This window comes from Sphingomonas jatrophae, from assembly GCF_900113315.1.
Classification (GTDB): domain Bacteria; phylum Pseudomonadota; class Alphaproteobacteria; order Sphingomonadales; family Sphingomonadaceae; genus Sphingomonas_P; species Sphingomonas_P jatrophae.
The window spans coordinates 48,114-69,602 of the sequence record NZ_FOZG01000003.1 but is presented as its reverse complement, the minus strand read 5'-3'; the positions used below and the strand labels follow the sequence as shown (position 1 = coordinate 69,602).

Sequence of the window (21,489 nt, the reverse complement as noted above, 5' to 3'; positions counted from 1 at the left end):
GGCGGGCCCGAGGGGACGGGGCTTACGCAAGATTTCCGGCCGTCGAAGTAGGACGCGGAGAGTAAATCCCCAATAGGGCTTCGTGCAGCAAGCCACTGCTCTGATGCGGGTGACAGTCAGGAGCGGGAACGCTGAGGAAGCGGAACCGTCATCCGGCGGTCACGCGTCGGCAACACGCTCTTTCTAGCAGCGCGCCCAAGACCAGATCAAGAAATCGGGGGAATCAAATGGTGCGGGTCGATCGTCGGCCGGGCGCGAGCCTGGCCGTGCTGTGTTTTGCGCTGGCCGTAAGCCAACCGGTGCGCGCCGCCGTGCCGGATGCCGCCGTGGAGGCGGCCGAAGCTCCTGTGGCGGATGGCCTCACCGACATCGTCGTGACCGCGCAGAAGCGGGAGACCAATCTGCAGCGCACACCCATCGCGATCAACGTGCTGGGCAGCGAGGACCTGATCAACCGGCACGTCCTCACGCTGACCGATCTTGGTGACGGATCGATCCCGTCGCTTCGCGTCGCCCCCTTCTTCGCGCGCAAATCCGCTCTCGTCGTCAACATCCGCGGCGTCGGCGCGCTTGGCGATGCGAACCAGCCCGCGCGTGAGCAGGGGGCCGGCGTCTACGTCGATGGCGTCTATCTCGGCCGGGCGCAGGGGCTTGGCGCCGCGCTCTATGATGTCGAGCGGATCGAGGTGCTGAAGGGGCCGCAGGGCACCTTGTTCGGGCGCAATACCGAAGGCGGCGCCGTCAGCATCGTCACCAAGCGCCCGAGCGGCGAGTTCAGGGTGGATGCGCGCGCTGGCCTGAGCAACTTCGATGGCTATGAAGGTGTCGTCCATCTCGATCTGCCCGAGTTCAACAACATCAGCATCAAGCTGGACGGCCTGTATCAGAAGCGCGGCGGCACGGTGGGCAATCCGCTGGCCGGTGAGGAGGACTTCAACAATTACGAGCGCTATGGCGGCCACGCCGCGGTCATGTGGAAGCCTTCGCCCGATTTCACCGCGCTCTACGAATATGACCGCTCGCGCGACGGGACCACGCCGTACCTCGTCCAGTTGCTCGCACGCGGATCGCTGACCCCCGCGCCGCTGTCGCCGCCCCGGCCGGATCGAGTGAAGACCGCCGACATCGGTGTGCCGTTACAGGAAAGCATCGGGCATACCAGCGGGCACCTGCTCAATCTTGAATGGAAAGCGAGCGATCGGATCCAGCTCCGCTCGATCACGTCGTACCGCGAACTCGACCAGTCCCAATATGATAACGGCGCAGTCGCGCTGTCCGTCTTTGCACCGAACGGCAATTTCGCGCGATACAGCCTTGCGGACTTCGATCAGCATCAGTGGAGCCAGGAGCTGCAGCTGATCGGTAATCTGCCCGGCCTCGATTTCGTCGGCGGTCTGTTCTATTATCACGAGAAGGTGGAGGATAACGCCTGGTCGCCCAACACCTTGCGGTGGAATGCGACGGGGACCGCTTACACCGTGCTGCCGCCGCCCGGCGTCGCCCAATCTCCCTTCCCCGATCGCGAGAGCAATGCGGAGACGGACAGCGCGGCCGCTTTCGGTCAGGCGACGTGGACGCCATCTGTGTGGGAAGAGCGCCTGCACCTGACGCTCGGTGGCCGCTACACGCACGACAAGAAGAAGGGTGAGCTGACCAAGGTCAACGGCGCCCTGCCCGTCGTCAACGGCGTGCGCGGTGAAGTGCCGTTCCGAGTCAAGAGCGACCGCTTCGATCCGATGGTGAACATCGCGGTCGATCTCGCACCAACGGTGCATGTCTATGGCAAGTGGAGCACCGGCTACAAGGCGGGCGGCGCTAACAGCCGGTCGCTCACCTATCGTGGGTTCGGCCCGGAATCGCTCTCGGTGTTCGAGGTCGGCGCCAAGACCGAGTTTCTCGACCGGCGCGTGCGGCTGAACGCTGCGGCCTATACCGGCCGCTACAAGAATGTGCAGATCGATTTCAATCTGAACACGCTCCAGGCCGGCGTGAACCGGACGACGATCGAGACGGTCAATGCCGACGGCAACGGCCGCATCAAGGGCGTGGAGGCGGACATCACGATCGCGCCGGTGCGCGGCCTGACGCTGAACGCCAGCTACGCCTACACCTATGTCCGTCTGCCCGAGGCGCGAAACCCGTTCGTCACGGGCAATCCGCTGGTCCCCGTCTACCCCATCTACACGCCGCGCAATGCCGCGAGCGGATCGATCGACTATTCGCTGCCGATCGCGGGCGACATGAGCGCCTTCATCCACCTCGACGCCAACATCGCCGACCGGCAGGTGACGAGCTCATCGGATCCGACCAGGAGCGACAGGCAGAAGCTGGTCAACGGACGGCTCGGCCTGACCGCGATCCAGCTGGGCAATCAGGGTGCGCAGCTGGAGGTCGCCTTGTGGGCGCGCAACCTGCTCGACCACGATTATGTGTTCCTGCGGAATACCAGCGGTGCGCTCGGCACATACGGCATCTATAACGAGCCGCGGACCTACGGTGTCGAAGCGCGGATCCGGTTGTGAGGGGGAGAGGGACGATGATGGCGCCAAAGATCAAGGCCGGACTGTTCGCCGCCTCGCTACTCGCACTGGCGGGGCCCTTCGCGCCGCTGATCGCGCGCGACATGCCGGTCGCAGTGTCCGCGCCGCACCAGCGCGTGCTGCCGCTGCAGGGCGGGCAGAACTTCCGGGATCTCGGCGGCTACCGCACCGCCGACGGGCGCACCACCAAATGGGGCCTGCTGTTCCGTTCGGGATCGATGCACTTCCTGACGCCTGCGGATTATAGCTATCTGCAGAGCCGCGGCATCCGCACCGTCTGCGATTTCCGCTCCAGCGACGAACGCAGTGCCGAACCTGCCGACTGGCCCGCGGCGAAGCGGCCGAACGTCCTTGCCGACGATTATGCGATGGACTCGATGGGTATCATGCCCTCGCCCCAGCAAACGCCCGAGCAGGCGCGTGCGATGATGGCGGCGACCTATCCGCAAATCGTCTCGCGGTTCAAAGGCCAGTACCGCCGCATGTTCGGAGAGCTGCTGGCAGGCCGCGCCCCGCTGGCCTTCAATTGCTCGGCGGGCAAGGATCGCACCGGGGTGGCGGCGGCGCTGCTGCTGACCGCGCTCGGTGTCCCGCGCGAGGCTGTCATCGAGGATTACCTGCTCACCAACCGCTATTTCGATCCGCGCAAGGTCGTCCGTTCGAGCGCCCAGCTCTCGTCCGGCTGGAAGAGCATGCCGCCCGGCGTGTTGAAGGCCTATATGTCGGCCGACCGGTCCTACATCGAGGCGGCGTTGCGGGTGCTCGATCAGCACAAGGGCGGCGCTGACGGCTGGCTGCGGGACGAGATGGGCCTGAGCCGGGCCGATCTGGCGACGCTGCGCAACATGTATACGGAACGTGCAGCCCGCCGCGCCTGAGGTGTATTGGCGGGTGGCGAAGTAGGGGCGCAGCTAAGGCCTGGAACGGCAGCGGGGTGCGTAAGTGAGCGAGCCTTGCTGTCGTCAGCGCCCCTGAGCCGGAGCCGACGCGGCCGCATCGTAGCGCGACAGGTCGACCTCCTTGCCCGGCCCTACCACCAGCTTCGCGGTAAGATTGCGGACCGGCTCGAGGCTGGCGAGACCCAGCGTGCCGTGCAGCAGGCGGATGCCGAGGCGGGTCTTGGGATGCATCAGGCGCGGCGCCAGCTTCGGCACGCCCTGCCCATCTTCGACCATCGGCCGGATCTGCTGTTCATAAGCCTCGAACGCGGCCGCAATGCTGTCGTGACGCGCCAGTTCTTCGGCCAGCACATAGGCGCCGGTCACGGCCAGCGTGGCGCCGATGCCGGCGAGCGGCGTCGCGCACCAGGCCGCATCCCGCCGCCTGGAAACGCTGAGCGGCGACCCTGCCGCAGTCATGGCGCACGACCATCCGGAGCTGACCGCGGTCTATGTTCGCCCGGGCTCGCCATGGCGCAACGTCGTCGCCCTGCAGTCGCGGAGCGGAGGAGCCGGTCGAACACTGCTGTGCAAGCCCGCTCGCCGGGTGGCCCTCATCGGCATCGTCGCGTTCACGGCAGCCTGTCAGCCCGGCAGCGTCGGGCCGCTCGAACCGGCGCCGGGCCTGCTCCGCGGCCAGCCGGACGTTTACGATCGGCCAAGCGTGCTGGTGAGCGCGAACGGGCTGGCCGCAACTGTGTCCGGCTCGTGGACTACCCGGCTGGGCGCCAACCACATCGACCTGCGGGTCACCTATTGCAATGACGGCCCTCACGCCGTGATCATGCCGGGCGCCGGCTTCGCCGCGTAGCGCGGCGCCGATCGGGCGGATATTACGGAGGCGCACGACATTACCGGCTTGGATCTGGCGCATACGCGGACGGACAATGACGATGCGCGACCGATCGTCAGTGTCAACGGCGGGCCTGTCTCGGGCACGATCCGCATCCTTCCCGGCGAGACGCGGACGGCCGAGGCGGCCGCCTCGTTTGCCAAGGCGTGGCCGACCTCGACACGCGGCAGGACGTGGCATTGCGCGGGCCCATCGCCGGCGGCGCCCGCGTCGTCCGCCTCAGCACCCCCAATGGCTGGCCTCGGTGATGGCTTCGATCGGGCCGGACGCTGTCGCTGGACGCCGAACGGCTGACGCCCCTTAACTCAGGTCTGCAAATCCGGCCCGGCAGAGACCCGTATCGGCCCACCGGCGTCACTTGCGCGCGAGCACCCTCGATTGTCGGGGAGTTCGCTGGGAAGGGGAACAGCAGCGAAGCCCCACACCACAACGGCTCCGCATCGCTGCGAAGCCGTTGGGAAACATGGTGGACGCACTAGGGCTCGAACCTAGGACCCGCTGATTAAGAGTCAGCTGCTCTACCAACTGAGCTATGCGTCCATGCTTCGTGGTGGGGCTTGCCCCGGAAGCGAGGCGCGCGATTAGCAGTGGGGGCGGGGGGGCGCAAGCCTTGTTTCGCGCTTTTTCATCGCGCGGCGCGCGCCTGGCGATCCAGCGCCATCAGCATGCCGAGACACAGCAGCACCGTCATCATCGCCGATCCGCCGAACGACACGAGCGGCAGCGGAATGCCGACCACCGGCGCCATCCCCATCACCATCGACAGGTTGATTGCGACGTAGAAGAAGATCGTCGCCGATAGGCCCGTCGCCGCCAGCCGCTCGAACTTGCCCTTGGAGGAAAGGCCGACGTTCAGGCCCCACAGCACGACAAGCAGATAGGCGACGATGATGGCGATGCCGCCCGCCAGGCCCCATTCCTCGGCCATGGTGGCGAAGACGAAATCGGTATGCCCCTCCGGCAGATAGTCGAGATGGCTCTGCGTGCCGCCGAGAAAGCCCTTGCCGAACAGCCCGCCCGATCCGATCGCGATCTTGGACTGGCTGATATGATAGCCGCGCCCGAGCGGGTCGCTCTCGGGTGACAGGAAGATCAGCACGCGGTTGCGCTGATATTCGTGCATCATGCCGAACGCGATCGGCGCCGCCGCGGCCACCGCCGCCGCCGCGCCGATGAACAATCTGAGCGGCAAGCCGGCAAGGAACAGGATCGTCACTCCGCCGAAGCAGATCATCAGCGCGGTGCCGAGATCCGGCTGGAGCATGACGAGCGCGGCGGGCAGGCCGATCAGCACCGCCGCCGGCCACAGCGCATTGACGCCGCGTATCTCGCCTGCCGGCAGGCGATCGTAGAAGCGGGCGAGCACCAGCACGATGCCGGGCTTCATCAACTCCGACGGCTGCAGCCGGATGAAGCCGAGATCGAGCCAGCGCTGACTGCCTCCGCCGACGAAGCCGAACAGCTCGACAACGAACAGCAGCGCGACCAGCCCGAGATAGACGGGAAAGGCCGCCGTTTTCAGCCAGGCGACGGGCACCCGCGCCAGCACCACGGCACCGCCGAGGAACACGCCGAAGCGGATGCCCTGATTGAGCGCCCACGGCCTGACACTCCCGCCCGCCGCCGAATAAAGCACGACCAGGCCGAAGCCGCCGATCGCCAGCACCAGCAGGATCACCCGCCAGGGCAGCTGCGCCAGCGGCGCGGGGACGAGGCTGTCGCGCATCACCGCGGCCGCTCGGCCACCGGCGCTGCGGCGGCGCCGTCCCGCGCGGCGCGCCAGGCATCGGCCTCCGCCTGCATGCGGGTCGGGATGTCGCCGCCCCAGCCCTTTTCCAGCACGGCCAAGGTCGTCTCCGCGCGCTTGGCGTCGAACAGCCATGTCAGCGCGTCGCGCGCGATCGGCGCGGCGGTGACGATGTGGCCCGAATGCTCCAGCACCACCGAGCAGGCGTAGCGCGGTGCGTGTGCCGGCGCGAAGCCGACGAACAGCGAATGGTCGCGCAGGCGAAACGGCGTCGCATAGTCGCTCAGCACGCCGCGACGCCGCTCGGCCATCGTGATGCGGCGCACCTGCGCGGTGCCCGTCTTGCCCGCCAGCAGCACGCCCGGCACCTGCATCCGCGCCGAGGCGCCGGTGCCGCCGCCATTGACGACGCCGCTCATCGCCGCGCGGACGATGGCGAAATGCTCGGGATCGATGCCTAGCGACGGCGTCTCGACGGGGCGGTGCGCCAGCAGCCGCGGCGCCAGCGCGCGCCCTGAGGCAAGCCGCGCCGCCATCACCGCCAGCTGCAGCGGATTGGCGAGGATATAGCCTTGGCCGATGCTGGCGTTGACCGTGTCGGCGATGGTCCACTCGGCATCATATTTGCGCCGCTTCCACGCGCTGTCGGGCACCGTGCCGTAACGCTGCGAGGCGACGGGCAGCGCGAATTCGGCGCCGAGGCCCAGCCGCCGCATCATCGCCGCCAGCCGGTCGATGCCGATGCGACGCACCATGGTGTAGAAATAGATGTCGCACGATTGCATGATCGCGCCCGCCATATCGAGCGCGCCGTGTCCGCCCCGCTTGTGGCAATGGAAATAACCGCGGCCGAGACGGTAGCGGCCGGTGCACAGTACGCGCTCGTCCGCGCGCACGCCCGCATCCAGCAGCGCCAGCGCGTTCATCGGCTTGACGGTCGAGCCCGGCGGATACAAGCCCTGCAGCGTCTTGTTCATCAGTGGCAGGTGGTCGCTGGCCGACAGCATGTCCCACTCGGCATGGCTGATGCCATCGGAGAAGCTGTTGGGGTCGTAGGCGGGCATCGACACCATGGCGAGGATGTCGCCGGTGGCGCAGTCGATCACCGTGCCCGATCCGCTGGCCGTGCCCATCCGCCGCGCGAGATAGGATTGCAGCCCCGCATCTACCGTCAGCCGCACCGTCTTGCCCGACGTGTCGGGCCGCGTGTCCAGCTCGCGCACCAGCTTGCCGCGGGCGGTCACCTCCGCCCGCCGTGCGCCTGGAGCGCCGCGCAAGGGCCGTTCCAGCACCTTCTCCAGCCCGTCCTTGCCCACCTTGAAGCCGGGGGTGATCAGCAGCGGGTTGCGCTCGCGCTCATAATCCTTGGCCGAGGCGGCACCGACATAGCCGGTCAGGTGCGCCACCGCCGCACCATCCGGATAGAAGCGGGAATAGCCCTGCGCCGGTGCCACGCCCGGCAGCTCCGGCTGGCGCAGGCTGACCGCGGCATAGCGCTCATAAGGCAGGTTCTCGGCGACGGGCACCGGCTGGTATCCGGCGGCGCGCTCCAGATCCTCGCGCACGCGGTCCATCTCGTCGTCGGGCAGTGCCAGCAGACGTTGCAGCGCGGCCAGCACGCGCTCCTTGTCGTGCAGCTGGTCGGGGATCAGGTCGACGCGGAAATCCGGCCGGTTGAGCGCCATCGGCTTGCCGTGCCGGTCGACGATCCAGCCGCGCCGCGGCGGGATCAGCATCAGCTGCACGCGGTTGCTCTCCGCCAGCAGCTTGTAGCGCTCATTCTCCGCAATGGAGAGCCAGCCCATCCGCGCCGCCAGCAGCCCGCCAAAGGCGATCTGCGTCCCGCCCAGCACCATCGCCCGCCTGGTGAAGGTGAAGGCCTGCGCCTGCTCCGTCACCAGCCGCGGCGCCCGCCGCCGGCCGATCACCGCTTCAGCCGCCAGCGGTCCAGCGCCGCCACCGTGCGCGACACGGCGGGGAAAGCGAGGATGGTGATCGCGATCTGGGGCAGGATGGTGGGCACCATGGTCAGCGGCAGGGCAGCGGCGAGCATCCCCGCCACCAGCACGAAGATAGAGGCGGCGGCCGCAATCCACCAGTCGAACCGCCAGCCGCGCTGCGGAAAGCGGCGATCCAGCCGGTCGATGGCGAGGAACACGCACGTCCAGCTCGCCATGCCGCTGCCCAGCGGCTGGCCGGAGACGAGATCGTCGAACAGGCCGAAGGGCAGCGCCGCCCAGACGGGCCACAGCTCCGGCCGCAGCAGCCGCCAAGCGAGCAGCGCCAGCAGGCCGAACGGCGGCAGCACCGCGGCGGTCGCGATCACCGGCAGCGCCGCCAGCAAGGATGCGGCGAGCACGCTGGCGGCGGGCGTCATCCGCGTGCGCAGCGGCACGCGCGGCAGATCGGCGGAGGGCGGCATCAGCGCGGTGCAGCCGCTGGCGGCGCAAGCGGCGGGGCAGGGGGCGGCAGCGGCGGCGCGAAGGCCGGCTCGACCATCACGAAATCCAGCCGTGCCGGGTCCGCCAGCGGCCAGGCGAGCGCCCCGTCGCGGTCCACCTTGTCCACCACCGCCACCGGAATGCCGGGCGGATAAAGGCCGCCAGTGCCCGAGGTCAGCGCCACGTCGCCGCGGCGGAAGGGGGCGGGGCCGGGCACCAGCGGGCGGATCGTCAGCCGCCCGTCGCCGCGGCCGCTGGCGAGCGCCGGCTGGCCGTTGCGGACGATCAGCACGGGCACGCTGCTGTCCGTATCCGCCAGCAGCAGCACGCGCGCGGCGGTCGCGCCCGTCTCCAGCACGCGGCCGACCAGCCCTTCCGGCGCGCGCACCGGATGGCCCGGCCGCACGCCGTTGAGGCTGCCCGCGGTCAGGGTGGCGAGACGGTGGCTGCCGCTCGCGGTCGAGCCGACGATGCGCGCCGTCGCCACCCGGTCGGGCGTATGCTCGGCCAGCCGCAGCAGCGCGCGCAGGCGGCGATTCTCGCGCTCCAGTCCGCGCGCCGCGATCAGGCGGCGGCGCGCCAGCATGTTCTCGGCGCGGAGCGCCCGGTTCTGCGTGCCCGCCGCGACATAAGCGTACAGCGCGTCGTCGATGCCGGAGACGCGCTCCACCAGGGAGCGGCCGGCGGCGGAGAGCGGAGCGATGGCGTCGATCGCGGCGCCGCGGATCAGCGCGAAGCCGCGTGGGTCGACGCGCGCGGCGACCACCAGCGCAAGGCCGATGACCACGCCCGCCACCGCCGCCACATAAGCGGCGAACAGGCCGAATTGCGCCCGCCGCGAAAAGCCCGGCGATGTGCGGCGCGGCGGACGCATCGCCGCTCCTCCCTCGCTGCCCCGGAGATCAGGCGGTCTGCAGCACGCCGCGGAAGATCGGATCTTCCAGCGCGCGCCCGGTGCCCAATGCCACGCAGGTCAGCGGATCCTCCGCTACCGTGACGGGCAGGCCGGTTTCTTCCCGCAGCACGCTGTCGATGCCCTGCAGCAGCGCGCCGCCGCCGGTCAGCACGATGCCCTGGTCGACGATGTCGGCGGCCAGTTCCGGCGCGGTATTCTCCAGCGCGATGCGCACGCCCTCGACGATGGCGGAGACGGGCTCGCTCAGCGCCTCGGCGATCTGCGCCTGCGTGATCGTGATTTCCTTGGGCACGCCGTTGACGAGGTCGCGCCCCTTGATCTGGATGGTCACGCCCTTGCCGTCGGCGGGCATGTGCGCGATGCCCACTTCCTTCTTGATCCGCTCCGCCGTGGCTTCGCCGATCAGCAGATTGTGGTTGCGGCGGACGTAGGAGGCGATCGCCTCGTCCATCTTGTCGCCGCCCACGCGCACGCTGGTCGTGTAGGCGAGGCCGCGCAGCGACAGCACGGCGACCTCGGTGGTGCCGCCGCCAATGTCGACCACCATCGATCCGATCGGCTCGGTCACCGGCATGTCGGCGCCGATCGCGGCGGCCATCGGCTCCTCGATCAGCCACACCTGGCTCGCGCCCGCATTGGACGCGGCATCGCGGATCGCGCGCCGCTCCACCTTGGTCGAGCCCGACGGCACGCAGATCACGATCTCGGGCCAGCGTGGGAAGCGGCGCTGGCCGTGCACCTTCATGATGAAGTGCTTGATCATGTCCTCGGCGACGTCGATGTCGGCGATAACGCCGTCGCGCATCGGGCGGATCGCCTGGATGCTCTCGGGCGTCTTGCCCACCATCAGCTTGGCGTCGTCGCCCACGGCGCGCACCTTCTTCACGCCGCTCACCGTCTCGATGGCCACGACCGACGGCTCGTTCAGCACGATGCCGCGGCCGCGCACATAGACGACCGTGTTCGCCGTGCCGAGGTCGATCGCCATGTCGTGCGACATGAACTTGAACCAGCGTTGGAAGACCATGCGTCCTTAAGTCCCGCCCGGAGAAACCTGTTCGTTGCCGCGGCCCCCTCCCGCCGGACGGAGTTGGATGAGTCTCGGCGGGTCGCGGAAGGCCGGCGCTTGGGCTAGAGGGGCCCCCATGTCAATACGACGGCTTCCCGAGCATCTGGTCAACCGTATCGCTGCGGGAGAGGTGGTGGAACGGCCCGCCGCCGCGGTGAAAGAGCTGGTTGAGAACGCGATCGACGCCGGCGCCACCCGCATCGCCGTGCGACTGGGCGAGGGCGGAACGCGCTCGATCGAAGTGGTGGACGACGGCTGCGGCATGGCGCCCGACGAGATCGCGCTCGCCTGCGAACGCCACGCCACCTCCAAGCTCCCCGACGAGGCGATCGAATCCGTCACCACGCTCGGCTTCCGCGGCGAGGCGCTGCCCTCCATCGCCTCCGTCGCGCGGCTGACCATCGACAGCCGCGTGCGGGGCGCGGACGGCTGGTCGCGCTGCATCGACAATGGCGTGCTCGTCGCCGAAGGGCCGGCGGCGCTGCCCCCCGGCACGCGCGTCCGCGTGGAGGCATTGTTCGAGCGGGTGCCCGCCCGCCGCAAGTTCCTCCGCAGCCCACGGGCGGAATATGGCGCCTGCGTCGATGTGGTGAAGCGCCTCGCCATGGCGCGGCCGGACATCGGCTTCACGCTGGAACATGACGGCCGGCGCACGCTCCACGTCACCCCGCAGGACAGCCGCCCCGCGCGCGTCGCCGCGCTGACCGACCGGGAGCTCGCCGCCAACAGCGTGGCGGTGGATCATGTCCGGGGCGAGGTGCGCCTCGGCGGCGTCGCCGGCCTGCCCACCTTCAGCCGCGGCGTCGCCGATCACCAGTTCCTCTTCGTCAACGGCCGCCCGGTGCGGGACCGGCTGCTCGTCGGCGCGGTGCGCGGCGCCTATCAGGATCTGCTCGCGCGCGATCGCCACCCCGTGCTGGCCCTGTTCATCGACCTGCCGGGCGAGGAGGTCGACGTGAACGTCCACCCCGCCAAGACGGAGGTGCGCTTCCGCGATGCGGGCCTCGTTCGAGGGCTGATCGTGGGGGGCTTACGCGCCGCGCTCGACGCCGCCGGCCACCGCTCGGCCAATCGCCCGGCCGGCGTGTCGCTCGGTAGCTGGCAGGTCGAGCCGCTGGTGCCCGCCTGGGCGCCGCTGCCATCCGGCGGCGGGCAGGGCAGCGTGTGGGATCGCCCGGTCGATTTCGTGCCCGCGCCTGCCGCACCTGCCGGCGGCCCCGCGCCGCTCGGCCGTGCCGAGCCGGCGGAGGCACCGCCGCCGCCTGTCGACTTTCCCCTAGGCGTCGCCCGCGGCCAGGTCGCCGCCACCTATATCGTTGCGGAGGCGGCGGACGGCCTCGTTCTCGTCGACCAGCATGCCGCGCATGAGCGGCTGGTGATGGAGCGGCTGAAAGCGGGTGCGGCAGGCGGCGGCGTGCCCGCACAGACGTTGCTCCTGCCCGAGGTGGTCGAGCTGGACGAGCCCGCCTGCGACCGGCTGGAGCCGCACCTGGCCGAGCTGTCATCGCTCGGCCTCGATCTCGAACGCTTCGGCCCCGCCGCCATGCTCGTCCGCGCCACCCCCGCGCCGCTCGGCCGCGCCGATGCCACCGGCCTCGTCCGCGACCTGGCGGACGAGATTGCCGCCTACGGCACGGGCCTTACCCTCCGCGAGCGGCTCGACCATGTCGTCGCGACCATGGCCTGCCACGGCTCGGTCCGCGCCGGGCGCATGCTGTCGGTCCCCGAGATGAACGCGCTGCTCCGCGAGATGGAGGTGACGCCCCACTCCGGCCAATGCAATCACGGCCGCCCGACCTGGGTGAAGCTGGCGCATGGCGACATTGAGAAGCTGTTCGGGCGGAAATGAGGGCGGGGCCGTCAAACCTCACTGGCTGGACTCTCAGCCCTCTTCCGTTCGGCCTGAGCCTGTCGAAGGCCCGGTCTTGCTTCGGGCGAGACGCTGAATTTCCGCCCAGTCGCCGCGGATCAGCGCCAGCTTCTTCGCCCTGCTCCAGCCTTTGATGCGGCGTTCCGCCTCCAAGGCTTCGATCCGGCTGGCAAACGTCTGCGACCAGACGAGGCGAACGGGCAGACGATCCCGCGTGAACCCCTGAACCGCACCGCTCTCATGCTCCGCAATGCGTCGTTCGAGATGGTCGGTGTGCCCGACGTAGAAGACGCCGCCGGAGCAATGGAGCATGTAGGTCCAGAAGCTCACCGGTGCGGCAAGATGGAAGGGCAGGCCTTCGACAGGCTCAGGCCCAACGGGGCGGAGGGCAAGATGCCTTCATCGCGCGCCACCCGCGCCCTCACTCCTCCCCGATCTCGTCCGGCAGCGGGTCCTTCCCCGCGATCGACTTCGCCAGCGCTTCAGCGCTCTTCAGATCCTTCGCACCCGTCAGCGTCAGCACCGGATTGTCGAGCGGGGCGGTGACGAGCAGTTCGTTCAGCGCCGTCGCATCCACCTTGACCGGGATCGGCGTGGTGCCGCCGCCCTCGATTGTCGTCGCGCGGACCAGCTTGGCCATGCCCGCATCCGCCAGCGTCACCATGATGACGGGAGGCGCATCAGGCTCGGGCAGCGCGCGCGCGTCGAGCACGTCGCCATGCGTGAAGGTGATCGCGCCCACCGTCAGCTCCGCGGCCGCCGGGCTTGCCGCCAGCAGCAGGGCAGGGGCGAACAGGAAGGAAAGCCGCTTCGTCATGCCATGCGCTCCGCCGTCGCGCGGATCAGCGCGATCATGTTGGGGATGCCCTGCGTGCGGTTGGAGCTCAACTGCTTTTCCAGCCCGAACGGCGCCAGCGCACCCGCAATGTCGCCGGCGACGATCTCGCCGGGCGTCCGGTCCTGCACCGTCTGGAGGACGAGCGCGATGATCCCCTTCGTGATCGCCGCATTGGAGTCGGCGAGGAAGTGCAGCCGCCCATCCTCCTGCCGCACCGGATAGACCCACACCGATGCGGAACAGCCGCGCACCAGCGTCGCGTCCGTCTTCAGCGCGTCCGGCATCGGCTCCAGCGCGCGGCCGAGATCGATCAGCAGGCGATAGCGATCGTCCGCGTCGAGGAACTCATATTCGGCGAGGATGTCGTCCAGCGTGTCGGCCATGGCGGCGGCCTAACCCAGCCGGGCGGCCTTGCCAAACCACTTCTGCCGCGCCACTGGTTCGCGGAATGTTCCGGTGAGGCGAACCGATGGATGCGTGGGCGCTGCTGCTGATTCTCGTCGCGCTGGCAGGCGGCCTCGTGCTCGGCTGGATGGCGGCTGCACGAGGCGCCGCCACGCTGCGGGCCGAGCGGGACGGCTGGCAGGAGAAAGCGACGCGCGCGCTGGCCGAGCTGGCCGGCGCCAGCATCCGCGGCGCGCAGGCGGATACGCTGGAGGCGCGCGTGATCGCGGCGGAGGAGGCGCGTCATGCCGCCGAGCGCCGCCTCGCCGCGCTGGAGAGCGGGCTGGAGGAGCGCGAGCGCGCCTTCGCCGCGCAGCTGGACGAGCGGGATCGGCTGCACGCCGCGCAGGTCGCCGGATTGCAGGATATGGAGGCACGGCTGCAGGAGCGGTTCGGCCTGCTCGCCGGGCAGGCGCTGGAGACGGCGCAGACCCGCTTCCTCGCCCGCGCGGACGAACGGCTCGGCCAGCAGGCGGAGCGGAGCGAAGGCCAGCTGAAAGCGCTGCTCACGCCCGTGCAGGATACGCTCAAGCGCTATGACGAGAAACTCGGTGAGATCGAGCGCGCGCGCGTCGGCTCCTACGAGGGCCTGCGCGAGGCGGTGACGCAGCTGGCGCAGGGCAATGAGGTCGTCCGGCGGGAGACGGCGCGGCTCACCAACGTGCTGCGCTCCAGCCCCAAGGCGCGCGGCCGCTGGGGTGAGGAGCAGCTACGCAACATCCTCGAACAGGCGGGGCTGGCCGAGAATGTCGATTTCTCGCTTCAGACGACGGTGGCGGACGGGGATCGCCAGCTCAGGCCCGATTGCGTCATCCACCTGCCGGGCGGCCGCTCCATCGTGGTCGATGTCAAATGCCCGCTCGTCCATTTCGAGGCGGCCTATGACGAGGAGGATGAGGGCGTCCGCGCGGGCTTGCTGCTCCAGCACGCCAATGCGCTGAAGGCCTATGCCAATGATCTCGGGCGCAAGGCGTATTGGAAGCAGTTCGACCGCGCGCCCGATTTCGTCATCATGTTCGTGCCGGGCGAACATTTCCTCGCCGCCGCGGCCGAGCGCGCGCCCGATCTGATCGAGGCGGGGTTCCGCCAGGGCGTCATCCTTGCCTCCACCATCAACATGCTGGCGCTGGCCAAGGTCATGGCCGGCATGTGGCGGCAGGAAGCGCTCGCCGCACAGGCTCAGGAGGTGGCGGAGGCGGGGAAGGAGCTTTACCGCCGGTTGGCCACGATGGGCGGCCATGTGACGAAGCTCGGCCGCAATCTCGAGCAGGCGGCGGGCGCCTACAACCAGATGATCGGCTCGCTTGAATCGCAAGTGCTGACGCAGGCCCGCCGGTTCGAAGCGCTGAAGGTCGATACTGGCGGCAGGACGCTCGATCCGCTCGCGCCGGTCGAGACGGCGGTGCGCCCGCTTACCCGGCTAAGCACGGCGGCGGCTGAATAGGACCGATCCGGACCTATAGGAATAGGGCCTCTGAGTGTCAACTTCGTCAACCTAAGCCCGCTTGCCCGGCGCCGCGCCGCCGCCTAGCCTCGCTCGGGACAGCAGCACAGGAGCCTCCGGATGGATCACCTCACCCGCCCCGAGGGCACGCTGGCCGAGGATCTCCACCTCACCCGCCGCGCCGCCGCCTCGCTGCTCGTCGGCGGCTATGCCGTCGCGGCCCTGTCCGCCGAGGCCAAGCCTGTGCAGACGCCCGCCGAGGGCCTCGTCATCGACGAGCCGCGCCTGCCCAACGGCACCGCCGAGGGTCTGCCCGCTTATGTCGCCCGCCCTGCCGGCACCGCCCGCCACGGCGCGATCGTCGTCATCAACGAGATCTTCGGCCTGCACGAGTACATCAAGGACGTGTGCCGCCGCCTCGCCAAGGCCGGCTACGTCGCCGTCGCGCCCGACTTCTTCTACCGCTCCGGCGTCGACCTGCCGAACGAGCCCGACCGGGCCAAGATCATGGCGGTGGTCGGTCAGGCCTCCGAGCCTCAGGTCGACGGCGATGTCCGCGCGACCACGGCCTGGCTGAAGAGCCAGCGCTTCGTGAAGCCCGCCGCGATCGGCATCACCGGCTATTGCTGGGGCGGCACCGTCGTCTGGCGCGCCGCGATGACCAATGGCGACATCCGCGCCGGCGTCGCCTGGTATGGCCGGCTGGCGCCCGTGATTCCGCGCGCCGCCGAGCTGCGAGCCCCCGTCCTCGGTCTCTATGGCGGTGAGGACAAGGGCATCCCGCTGACCGACGTCGAGGCGATGCGCGCCGCAGTGAAGGCGGCCAAGCGCCCCGGCGAGATCGTCGTCTATCCCGGTGCCCCGCACGGCTTCCATGCCGACTATCGGGACAGCTACACGCCTGCCGCGGCGACGGACGGGTGGAAGCGGCTGCTCGCCTTCTTCCGCGCTCACGGCGTCGCCTGACGCGGGGCTACTTGCCAATCTGCCCCCACGCGAGCGCCAGATCCGCCACCATCCGCCGCGCCTCGTCGAGTGCGGGCAGGTCGCCCGCGCCGGCGGCCTTGCTCACCTGCGCGCGGATACCGCGATAGACCTGCGCCAGCGTCCCCGCCACTGCGCCGCCCTTGTCATGGTCGAGGCCATTCTCCAGCGCCTGGAGGATGGTCAGCGCCCGCGGCAGCCCGTCCGCCCGGCTCGCGCTCGTGCCCGCACGAACGGCGGCGCGGACCACGCCCAGCGCGCCGAGCAGCTCCTCGTAGAGGATGGTGACGAGGCCGTGCGGCGAGGCGCTCTCGATCCGGCTGGTGAGATCGACCGAGCGATAGGCTTCGGCGGCGGGGGCGAGACGGGTCTGGTACATGGTGGCGGCCTCAGCTGTCGCTCTTGTTCCACTGGGCGATCTGGTTGGTCAGTTGCGTCTTGGTCGCGTTGAGCAGCGACATGCGCGATTCCATCGCAGTGAAGGAGGTTTCGAGCTGCGCCTTGTAGGTGGCGATGCGCGATTCCATCTTGGTCCGGTCGGCCGCGATCGCCTTGGCCTCCGCCGCAAAGCGGGTGGATGCGGTGGTCAGCGCACCACTCGTGCCACGCAGCGAGTCGCGGATCGCCTGCAGCGCGCCGCCGAGCCCGGCATCGATCGTCACTGTCGCTTCGTCCACCGGTCCGCTCACCCGAACGACCAGCCCGGCTGCGTCGGAGGTGATGAACGCCGTCAGCAGATCCCCACTGCCGCTTCCCGCCATGCCCGCAATCTTTCCCTGCGCGCCGTTGGTGCCGGCGGCGGGCACCAGATCGGTGAGCTTATAGGTGCCGGGCTTCGTCTTGCCATAGGCGCTGACGACGGAAACGAGGGGGGTGCTGCTCGTCTGCCCCGGATTGAACAGCGCCTCCACGCCTGCCGGATCCTGCGCCAGCTTGGCGTCGAGTGTCGCCGTGTCGAGGGTCAGCGTGCCATCGCGCTGGGTGCGCACGCCGATCTCGGACAAGGTTTTCGGCCCGCTGCCAGAGCTGAGTGCGGTCGAGGTCAGCCCCGTCATTGCGCGCCGCATCGCGCGTATGCTTGCCTCACCCGCCAGTGCGCCGGCGGCGCTGCCGTCCGTGCCGGCAGTCGCGGTCATGCCGTCGAGCAGTTCGTCCAGCGTGTTGTAGGCGGAGACGAAATCCTGAACGGCGGAGCGAATGCTGGCGGTCGGGCGCTGCGTCCCCAGGGTCACCGGCTGGTCGCTCGTCTTGACCAGCGTCAGTTGGACGCCGGGGATCAGGTCCGCCACGCTGTTCGTTCCGCGCGTTGTCTCCACGCCGTCGATGTTGATCTTGGCATCAAGCGCAGCCTGCGTCTGCGACAGTCCCCCGGTGCCATCGGCATTGACAGCGAAGCGGGCGAGGCCATCGGTGTAGGTGCCATCGCCAGTGCCGTCCGGCAGCGTCAGCGTGAAGGCATTGGCGGCACCGGTCGCACCCCTCAGCACCAAGCGGGCACCCGTCGTGTCCGTCACGACGCTCGCCGTGACACCTGCCTTCTGGGCGTTTATCGCCGTTGCCAGGCCGTTCAGGCTGTCATTGGCCGAAGTGATGTCGATCGCCAGCGTCTTGCCGCCGACATTCAGATTGAGCCTCCCTTCGCCGACCTTGGCGGTGGCGCTAGCGAGCGTTGCGGAAGCGTTGGTCTGCCCTTGCGCCAGGCGGCTGACGGTGATGGACGCGCTCAATCCGTCGATCCGTGCACCCGGCAGCGCCGTCGCCGTCAGCACCTTTTCATCAGAGACCGTCGGCTGGGTGAAGAGGGTGCCCCCGGAGATCAAAGCGCCGAGCGAAGTTGCGAAGCTGTCGATCGCACTGGTCGCCTGCGCCAGCGCGGAAACCTTGGCGCTGTTCGCCGTTTCGCGAGCAGTCAGCGCCGCATTCTTCGGATCGCGTGCCGCCGCCGTCAGCGAGCTGACGAGCGCGGTGGTATCGATGCCGGATCCGATGCCCAGCGCATTGGCAATGGTGGTCATGGCGCCGAAATCCCCCGCGGTCCGTCTGTGTTAACGGCAGCGGCAGGGCAGGGTTAAGCGGATGGTGGACCAGCCAGGCTTTGGACCGTCAAAAGCAGGGCTTTCCCGCCGCCCCCACCCGCGCTAAAGCGCGCGCCCGCGGGCGGCAGCCCGCTGCTGGGGCGTCGCCAAGCGGTAAGGCACCGGTTTTTGGTACCGGCATTCGGAGGTTCGAATCCTCCCGCCCCAGCCAACGCGTCGGGTTCGAACCTGAAAGTGCCGGTCGAGCTGGCGCGTTATCGATAATCTCTCAGTAGCTTAGCTGCCGCCCGGCGCGTCTCTAGACGCGTGCCGGAAGCGACTTTCGGCCGGTCTACGGGCCGGTGCGTCTATCGCAGCTGAATCGCTTGCAAATTCGTGAACTTCTCCCATGATTTGGAGAAGCTGCTACAATGCTCTGGAAGCGCCTTAGAAAAAGCGCGTGCGCGAGGCAGTGAGCGGAGATGCAAGGTGGAGCGAGATCCGGAAGAAGCGCTTGCATCGCCAGGGCCGCGGTATGTTGAGGCGTATCCGCGGCTGTTTGCGCAAGGCGTGGTGAGCAACTGGCAGCGAGGGCGACCCATCCTGATCTGGCGCAACCAGGGTGCAATTGTCGGACGTGCAAACATCCACTCTACATCTACGCTGCTATATGGTGCCGAGTACCTCATATATGCTGGCAGCTATTACAAGTCCTCACATGATATTGTCAAGCTCAACATGGAATATATCGCACCGAACACGAGCAGGCAGCGTGCGTTCTTCTTGTGTCCAGCCTGTGGGGATCGTGTCGGGGCTCTGGTCTACCATATCGCTAGTTGGGCTTGCGCAAAGTGTAACTTCCTCGTGAACCGCTCGATGCTGATCGGAACAGCCGCGCGCCGCGGCGAGCGCCTGACTGAGCTTGAAAAGCTGATCGGGCGTGGGCGGCCGCGGCACATGCAGCAGCGTCGCTATGATCTTCTCCGAACCGAGCTTGTCGAGCTGCGGATGTCGGAAGGACCCAACCCGGTCTTGGCTCACGCCGGATATGCTGACATCATCAAGGAGGAATGGCATGCCGGGCGCTTGGCGCCTTATGCTGGCCTACAGCTCGGGGCTGACCGCTGATGCGGATGCTCGGTGGGCGGTTGTTCTCGGCAGGCTGGTTGGAGCCGTTCCTCGAGCGGCGCTTCGCAAGCGCCGCGGCAACATGGTCACAGCCCAACATGCGGATCATGACCAAGGCGGCGGTCAGGCAACGCATCCAGCAAGAGGCTGACATCCAGCCAATCCGCCTGGCGAGGACGGGGGAGGTGTCGATCCGGCCGTGGTCACTGGCAGAGCTCCGCCGCGACGAGGAGCTGGGGACCACGTGCGCCACGTACCGTGCTTCATGGGCTGGATCGATGGAGCTGTGGGACGCTGCCGTTGACGGCGCCAACCTGCGGCCGGTTGTAGCGACGGTTGAAGCGAGCGAGCTGGTGCTGACCGTGGACGTGATTGATGACGATCAGGACCTCATCTCCGCTCTCTTCAGATCGGAGGAGGCAGCGATCCGTAAGCACCTGGCGGCCCAGCACCCCTTGCTCGCCAACTACCGCGGGCGCCTCAAGATGAGGGCAGGGGAAGTGGCAGAAGCGCTATTTGATCGCCGATGGTCGGTCGGATGAGCCTGATAGCAGATGTGCTTGCCCGGCAATTTGGATGCGAGCCGCTCCAAAGCGGCTCGCAAGTCCCGTCACTCGGCTGTGCCGAGGTGCTCCCTGGCCTTGCCGAAAGCGGCCTTGAGCGTCCGGCGACCCTTGCTGGGCTGCTCTGCCGCCTCTGGCGCGGCCTTCCGCTTCCCCAAGCCGAGTGTCTTGGCGACTTCGCGGCGGCGTTCGCTATATCCCGGTGCCACCATCGGATAATCCGCTTTGAGGCCGAATGCCGCGCGATACGTTTCGGGTGTATATCCGTTGCTGGTGAGGTGGCGCTTCAGGCTCGAATAACCCTTGCCATCGATCATCGAGATGATCTTGTCCGGGTCGGCGAGCGACTTGCGGACCGAGACCTTCCCCTCGACCTTGATCGGGAACGGCACTTCCGGCCCCGTCGCCTCCTGACCAAGTCCGGCCAGTGCGTCATGCACAGAGGTGATCAGGCTAGCGATGTCGGCAGCGGCGACTTCGTTGTTGGCGAGGTGAGCGGTAACGATATCAGCTGTGAGTGTCTTGAGGTCGGCTTCCACAATGAACTCCATAAGTGGTGCGATGATCGTGTTAATCTAGAGTGTAAGGTCGTACTAGTAGCGCAGGTATGATACGGTTGGTGGGTATTATTCGGTATCCATTTCATGCCGAGGACGAGAAGCGGCTAAGGCGCACGCTGTTAGGCTGTGGCTCAAGGGGCGCCCGTCTGAAGACCGATTGCATCGCTGTAGAACGGCTCGCCGCCGCCGGGCGTCAGCTCGTCGTGCTGCCAGTTCAGCAGCGATGCCGTTGCGCCTACGTAGGCGAGGCGCCGGTCACCGGCGCGTGAACATGGTCCACTTTTGCAGAGGAGTGTACGATGTCCAACCGGTACCTCGATTATCTCAAGCGCGAGCACGCACGCCTTGAGGCGGATATCGCCCGCCATCACGCGGCTCGCTTCCCTGACAATCGGGAGATTGCGCGGCTGAAGAAGCTAAAGCTGGCGTTGAAGGATCAACTCGCTGAGTTGAACCGAGACGTCGCCGTGGCGGCCTAGCTCAAGCGGCCGCGGTGCTGAGATCGGCGCCGCGGCCCATCGTGGTACTTGGCGCAGAGCGCTCGACTGAGAGGCAGTTCATGCGCGTCTATACGATCGGCTACGAAGGCTGTACGCAGGGCGAGGTGATTGTCGCCCTCTCGGCAGCGGGTGAAGGAACCGCTACGTGAGCCAATCAGAGCAGGCTTCCCTGTGCTGACTTCGACAGGACGCGCACCTTGCTCGATTCCCGCTGGCCCAACTCGGTCTCAGCGCTGAAGCGCACATCATCGTTGCAAGCCTGGGCGAGCAGCGCCACAGCTTCAGCGCTTGCCCCTGTGGTGATCCAAGGCGCATCGCGTTTGAGCCTCATCAAGTTCGTCCCGGCGAGGACGAGTGAGCACTGAGATATCGGTCGCACCTGTCCGCCGCAGAAGTTTAGACTGATTTTGGGGGGAGAGCGGAAAGGCCGCTTTCCGCCGACCACGCCCGGTAAGCGTACGTTCGTTCACACAGACTACCACCATTAACGTCGCCCAGCTCGATGTCGACGCCTCCAAGAGCCGGAGCATGCCCGATGATGTCGACGAAAGCGCCCGCTACCCGGGTTTGACAACGGTCAAGGTGCGCTGGCGAGGACTCCACGGATGCTTGAGAGGGCCGCCGACGGGATCGACAGTG

The 21,489-nt window shown here is 68.1% G+C and carries 22 protein-coding genes and 2 tRNA genes; 9 read left to right on the top strand and 15 right to left on the bottom strand.

The genetic code is table 11. The annotated features are described in order from the left end of the window. Positions 1-311: 311 nt before the first annotated feature. Together BM360_RS16020 and BM360_RS16015 are read left to right on the top strand one after the other, a co-directional pair. Positions 312-2,522: a TonB-dependent receptor gene (locus BM360_RS16020; RefSeq protein WP_242653530.1), complete on the top strand. Its 2,211-nt coding sequence runs from the start codon at positions 312-314 to the stop codon at positions 2,520-2,522. Positions 2,523-2,536: 14 nt separating this feature from the next. After that, positions 2,537-3,418: a tyrosine-protein phosphatase gene (locus tag BM360_RS16015; protein WP_093316142.1), complete on the top strand. Its 882-nt coding sequence runs from the start codon at positions 2,537-2,539 to the stop codon at positions 3,416-3,418. An 84-nt stretch (positions 3,419-3,502) separates the two neighbouring features. Here BM360_RS16015 and BM360_RS16010 read toward each other — a convergent pair whose 3' ends face one another. After that, positions 3,503-3,898, bottom strand: coding sequence for a Rossmann-fold NAD(P)-binding domain-containing protein (locus BM360_RS16010; RefSeq protein ID WP_242653529.1), 396 nt, complete (start codon positions 3,896-3,898; stop codon positions 3,503-3,505). On the opposite strand from BM360_RS16010, the gene BM360_RS16005 reads away from it, so the two are divergent. Next, positions 3,897-4,289, top strand: coding sequence for a hypothetical protein (locus tag BM360_RS16005; RefSeq protein WP_093316141.1), 393 nt, complete (start codon positions 3,897-3,899; stop codon positions 4,287-4,289). The genes BM360_RS16010 and BM360_RS16005 overlap by 2 nt on opposite strands. 506 nt (positions 4,290-4,795) lie before the next feature. On the opposite strand, the gene BM360_RS15995 is transcribed toward BM360_RS16005, so the two are convergent. The 6 genes from BM360_RS15995 to BM360_RS15970 form a co-directional block, all read right to left on the bottom strand. Beyond that, positions 4,796-4,871: transfer RNA gene (locus BM360_RS15995), tRNA-Lys, on the bottom strand. Between the two features lie 85 nt (positions 4,872-4,956). Further along, positions 4,957-6,057: a rod shape-determining protein RodA gene (gene rodA / locus BM360_RS15990; RefSeq protein WP_093316139.1), complete on the bottom strand. Its 1,101-nt coding sequence runs from the start codon at positions 6,055-6,057 to the stop codon at positions 4,957-4,959. After that, complete coding sequence (gene mrdA, locus BM360_RS15985) at positions 6,057-7,934, bottom strand: penicillin-binding protein 2 (protein WP_093317345.1); 1,878 nt, start codon at positions 7,932-7,934, stop codon at positions 6,057-6,059. Before mrdA ends, rodA begins: the two co-directional genes overlap by 1 nt. Positions 7,935-8,002: 68 nt before the next feature. After that, positions 8,003-8,500: a rod shape-determining protein MreD gene (gene mreD, locus BM360_RS15980; protein WP_093316138.1), complete on the bottom strand. Its 498-nt coding sequence runs from the start codon at positions 8,498-8,500 to the stop codon at positions 8,003-8,005. Continuing rightward, positions 8,500-9,393 (bottom strand): rod shape-determining protein MreC, encoded by an 894-nt coding sequence (locus tag BM360_RS15975; RefSeq protein WP_093316137.1) that lies wholly within the window; start codon positions 9,391-9,393, stop codon positions 8,500-8,502. Before BM360_RS15975 ends, mreD begins: the two co-directional genes overlap by 1 nt. A 28-nt stretch (positions 9,394-9,421) precedes the next feature. After that, a complete protein-coding gene (locus BM360_RS15970; RefSeq protein WP_093316136.1) occupies positions 9,422-10,462 on the bottom strand; it encodes a rod shape-determining protein in 1,041 nt (346 codons plus the stop codon). 118 nt (positions 10,463-10,580) lie between these two features. On the opposite strand from BM360_RS15970, the gene mutL reads away from it, so the two are divergent. Beyond that, complete coding sequence (mutL, locus tag BM360_RS15965; protein WP_093316135.1) at positions 10,581-12,353, top strand: DNA mismatch repair endonuclease MutL; 1,773 nt, start codon at positions 10,581-10,583, stop codon at positions 12,351-12,353. 33 nt (positions 12,354-12,386) lie between these two features. Here mutL and BM360_RS15960 read toward each other — a convergent pair whose 3' ends face one another. The 3 genes from BM360_RS15960 to BM360_RS15950 all read right to left on the bottom strand — a co-directional run bounded on the left by BM360_RS15960 (position 12,387) and on the right by BM360_RS15950 (position 13,595). Then, entirely contained in the window at positions 12,387-12,704 is a 318-nt protein-coding gene (locus BM360_RS15960; RefSeq protein WP_093316134.1) for a GIY-YIG nuclease family protein, read from the bottom strand. Positions 12,705-12,795: 91 nt separating this feature from the next. After that, positions 12,796-13,191 (bottom strand): hypothetical protein, encoded by a 396-nt coding sequence (locus BM360_RS15955; protein ID WP_093316133.1) that lies wholly within the window; start codon positions 13,189-13,191, stop codon positions 12,796-12,798. Continuing rightward, on the bottom strand, positions 13,188-13,595 hold the full coding sequence (locus tag BM360_RS15950; RefSeq protein WP_093316132.1) for a SufE family protein: 408 nt from the start codon (positions 13,593-13,595) through the stop codon (positions 13,188-13,190). The genes BM360_RS15955 and BM360_RS15950 overlap by 4 nt, the downstream gene beginning before the upstream one ends. An 86-nt stretch (positions 13,596-13,681) precedes the next feature. Between BM360_RS15950 and BM360_RS15945 the strand changes: the two genes are divergently transcribed. Beyond that, complete coding sequence (locus BM360_RS15945) at positions 13,682-15,100, top strand: DNA recombination protein RmuC (RefSeq protein ID WP_093316131.1); 1,419 nt, start codon at positions 13,682-13,684, stop codon at positions 15,098-15,100. A gap of 120 nt (positions 15,101-15,220) precedes the next feature. Then, a complete protein-coding gene (locus BM360_RS15940) occupies positions 15,221-16,066 on the top strand; it encodes a dienelactone hydrolase family protein (RefSeq protein ID WP_093316130.1) in 846 nt (281 codons plus the stop codon). Positions 16,067-16,073: 7 nt separating this feature from the next. On the opposite strand, the gene BM360_RS15935 is transcribed toward BM360_RS15940, so the two are convergent. Both BM360_RS15935 and fliD read right to left on the bottom strand, forming a co-directional pair. Next, positions 16,074-16,463 carry a flagellar export chaperone FliS gene (locus BM360_RS15935; protein ID WP_093316129.1) on the bottom strand — a complete coding sequence of 130 codons (390 nt, stop codon included), beginning with the start codon at positions 16,461-16,463 and terminating at the stop codon, positions 16,074-16,076. A 10-nt stretch (positions 16,464-16,473) separates the two neighbouring features. Further along, positions 16,474-18,099 (bottom strand): flagellar filament capping protein FliD, encoded by a 1,626-nt coding sequence (fliD, locus tag BM360_RS15930; RefSeq protein ID WP_242653528.1) that lies wholly within the window; start codon positions 18,097-18,099, stop codon positions 16,474-16,476. Positions 18,100-18,256: 157 nt separating this feature from the next. Between fliD and BM360_RS15925 the strand changes: the two genes are divergently transcribed. After that, positions 18,257-18,331: transfer RNA gene (locus tag BM360_RS15925), tRNA-Gln, on the top strand. 482 nt (positions 18,332-18,813) lie between these two features. On the opposite strand, the gene BM360_RS19380 is transcribed toward BM360_RS15925, so the two are convergent. Next, positions 18,814-19,176, bottom strand: coding sequence for a hypothetical protein (locus BM360_RS19380; protein WP_131819281.1), 363 nt, complete (start codon positions 19,174-19,176; stop codon positions 18,814-18,816). A gap of 50 nt (positions 19,177-19,226) precedes the next feature. On the opposite strand from BM360_RS19380, the gene BM360_RS15915 reads away from it, so the two are divergent. After that, complete coding sequence (locus BM360_RS15915; protein WP_093316127.1) at positions 19,227-19,769, top strand: hypothetical protein; 543 nt, start codon at positions 19,227-19,229, stop codon at positions 19,767-19,769. A gap of 68 nt (positions 19,770-19,837) precedes the next feature. On the opposite strand, the gene BM360_RS15910 is transcribed toward BM360_RS15915, so the two are convergent. Further along, the gene (locus BM360_RS15910) at positions 19,838-20,329 is read right to left on the bottom strand and encodes a Ros/MucR family transcriptional regulator (RefSeq protein WP_242653527.1); all 492 of its coding nucleotides are present in this window, start codon (positions 20,327-20,329) and stop codon (positions 19,838-19,840) included. A gap of 320 nt (positions 20,330-20,649) precedes the next feature. Here BM360_RS15910 and BM360_RS15905 point away from each other — a divergent pair, with 320 nt between their 5' ends. Further along, complete coding sequence (locus BM360_RS15905; RefSeq protein WP_093316125.1) at positions 20,650-20,829, top strand: DUF465 domain-containing protein; 180 nt, start codon at positions 20,650-20,652, stop codon at positions 20,827-20,829. Between the two features lie 175 nt (positions 20,830-21,004). Here BM360_RS15905 and BM360_RS19650 read toward each other — a convergent pair whose 3' ends face one another. Then, positions 21,005-21,181 (bottom strand): hypothetical protein, encoded by a 177-nt coding sequence (locus tag BM360_RS19650; RefSeq protein WP_165611327.1) that lies wholly within the window; start codon positions 21,179-21,181, stop codon positions 21,005-21,007. Positions 21,182-21,489 lie beyond the last annotated feature (308 nt).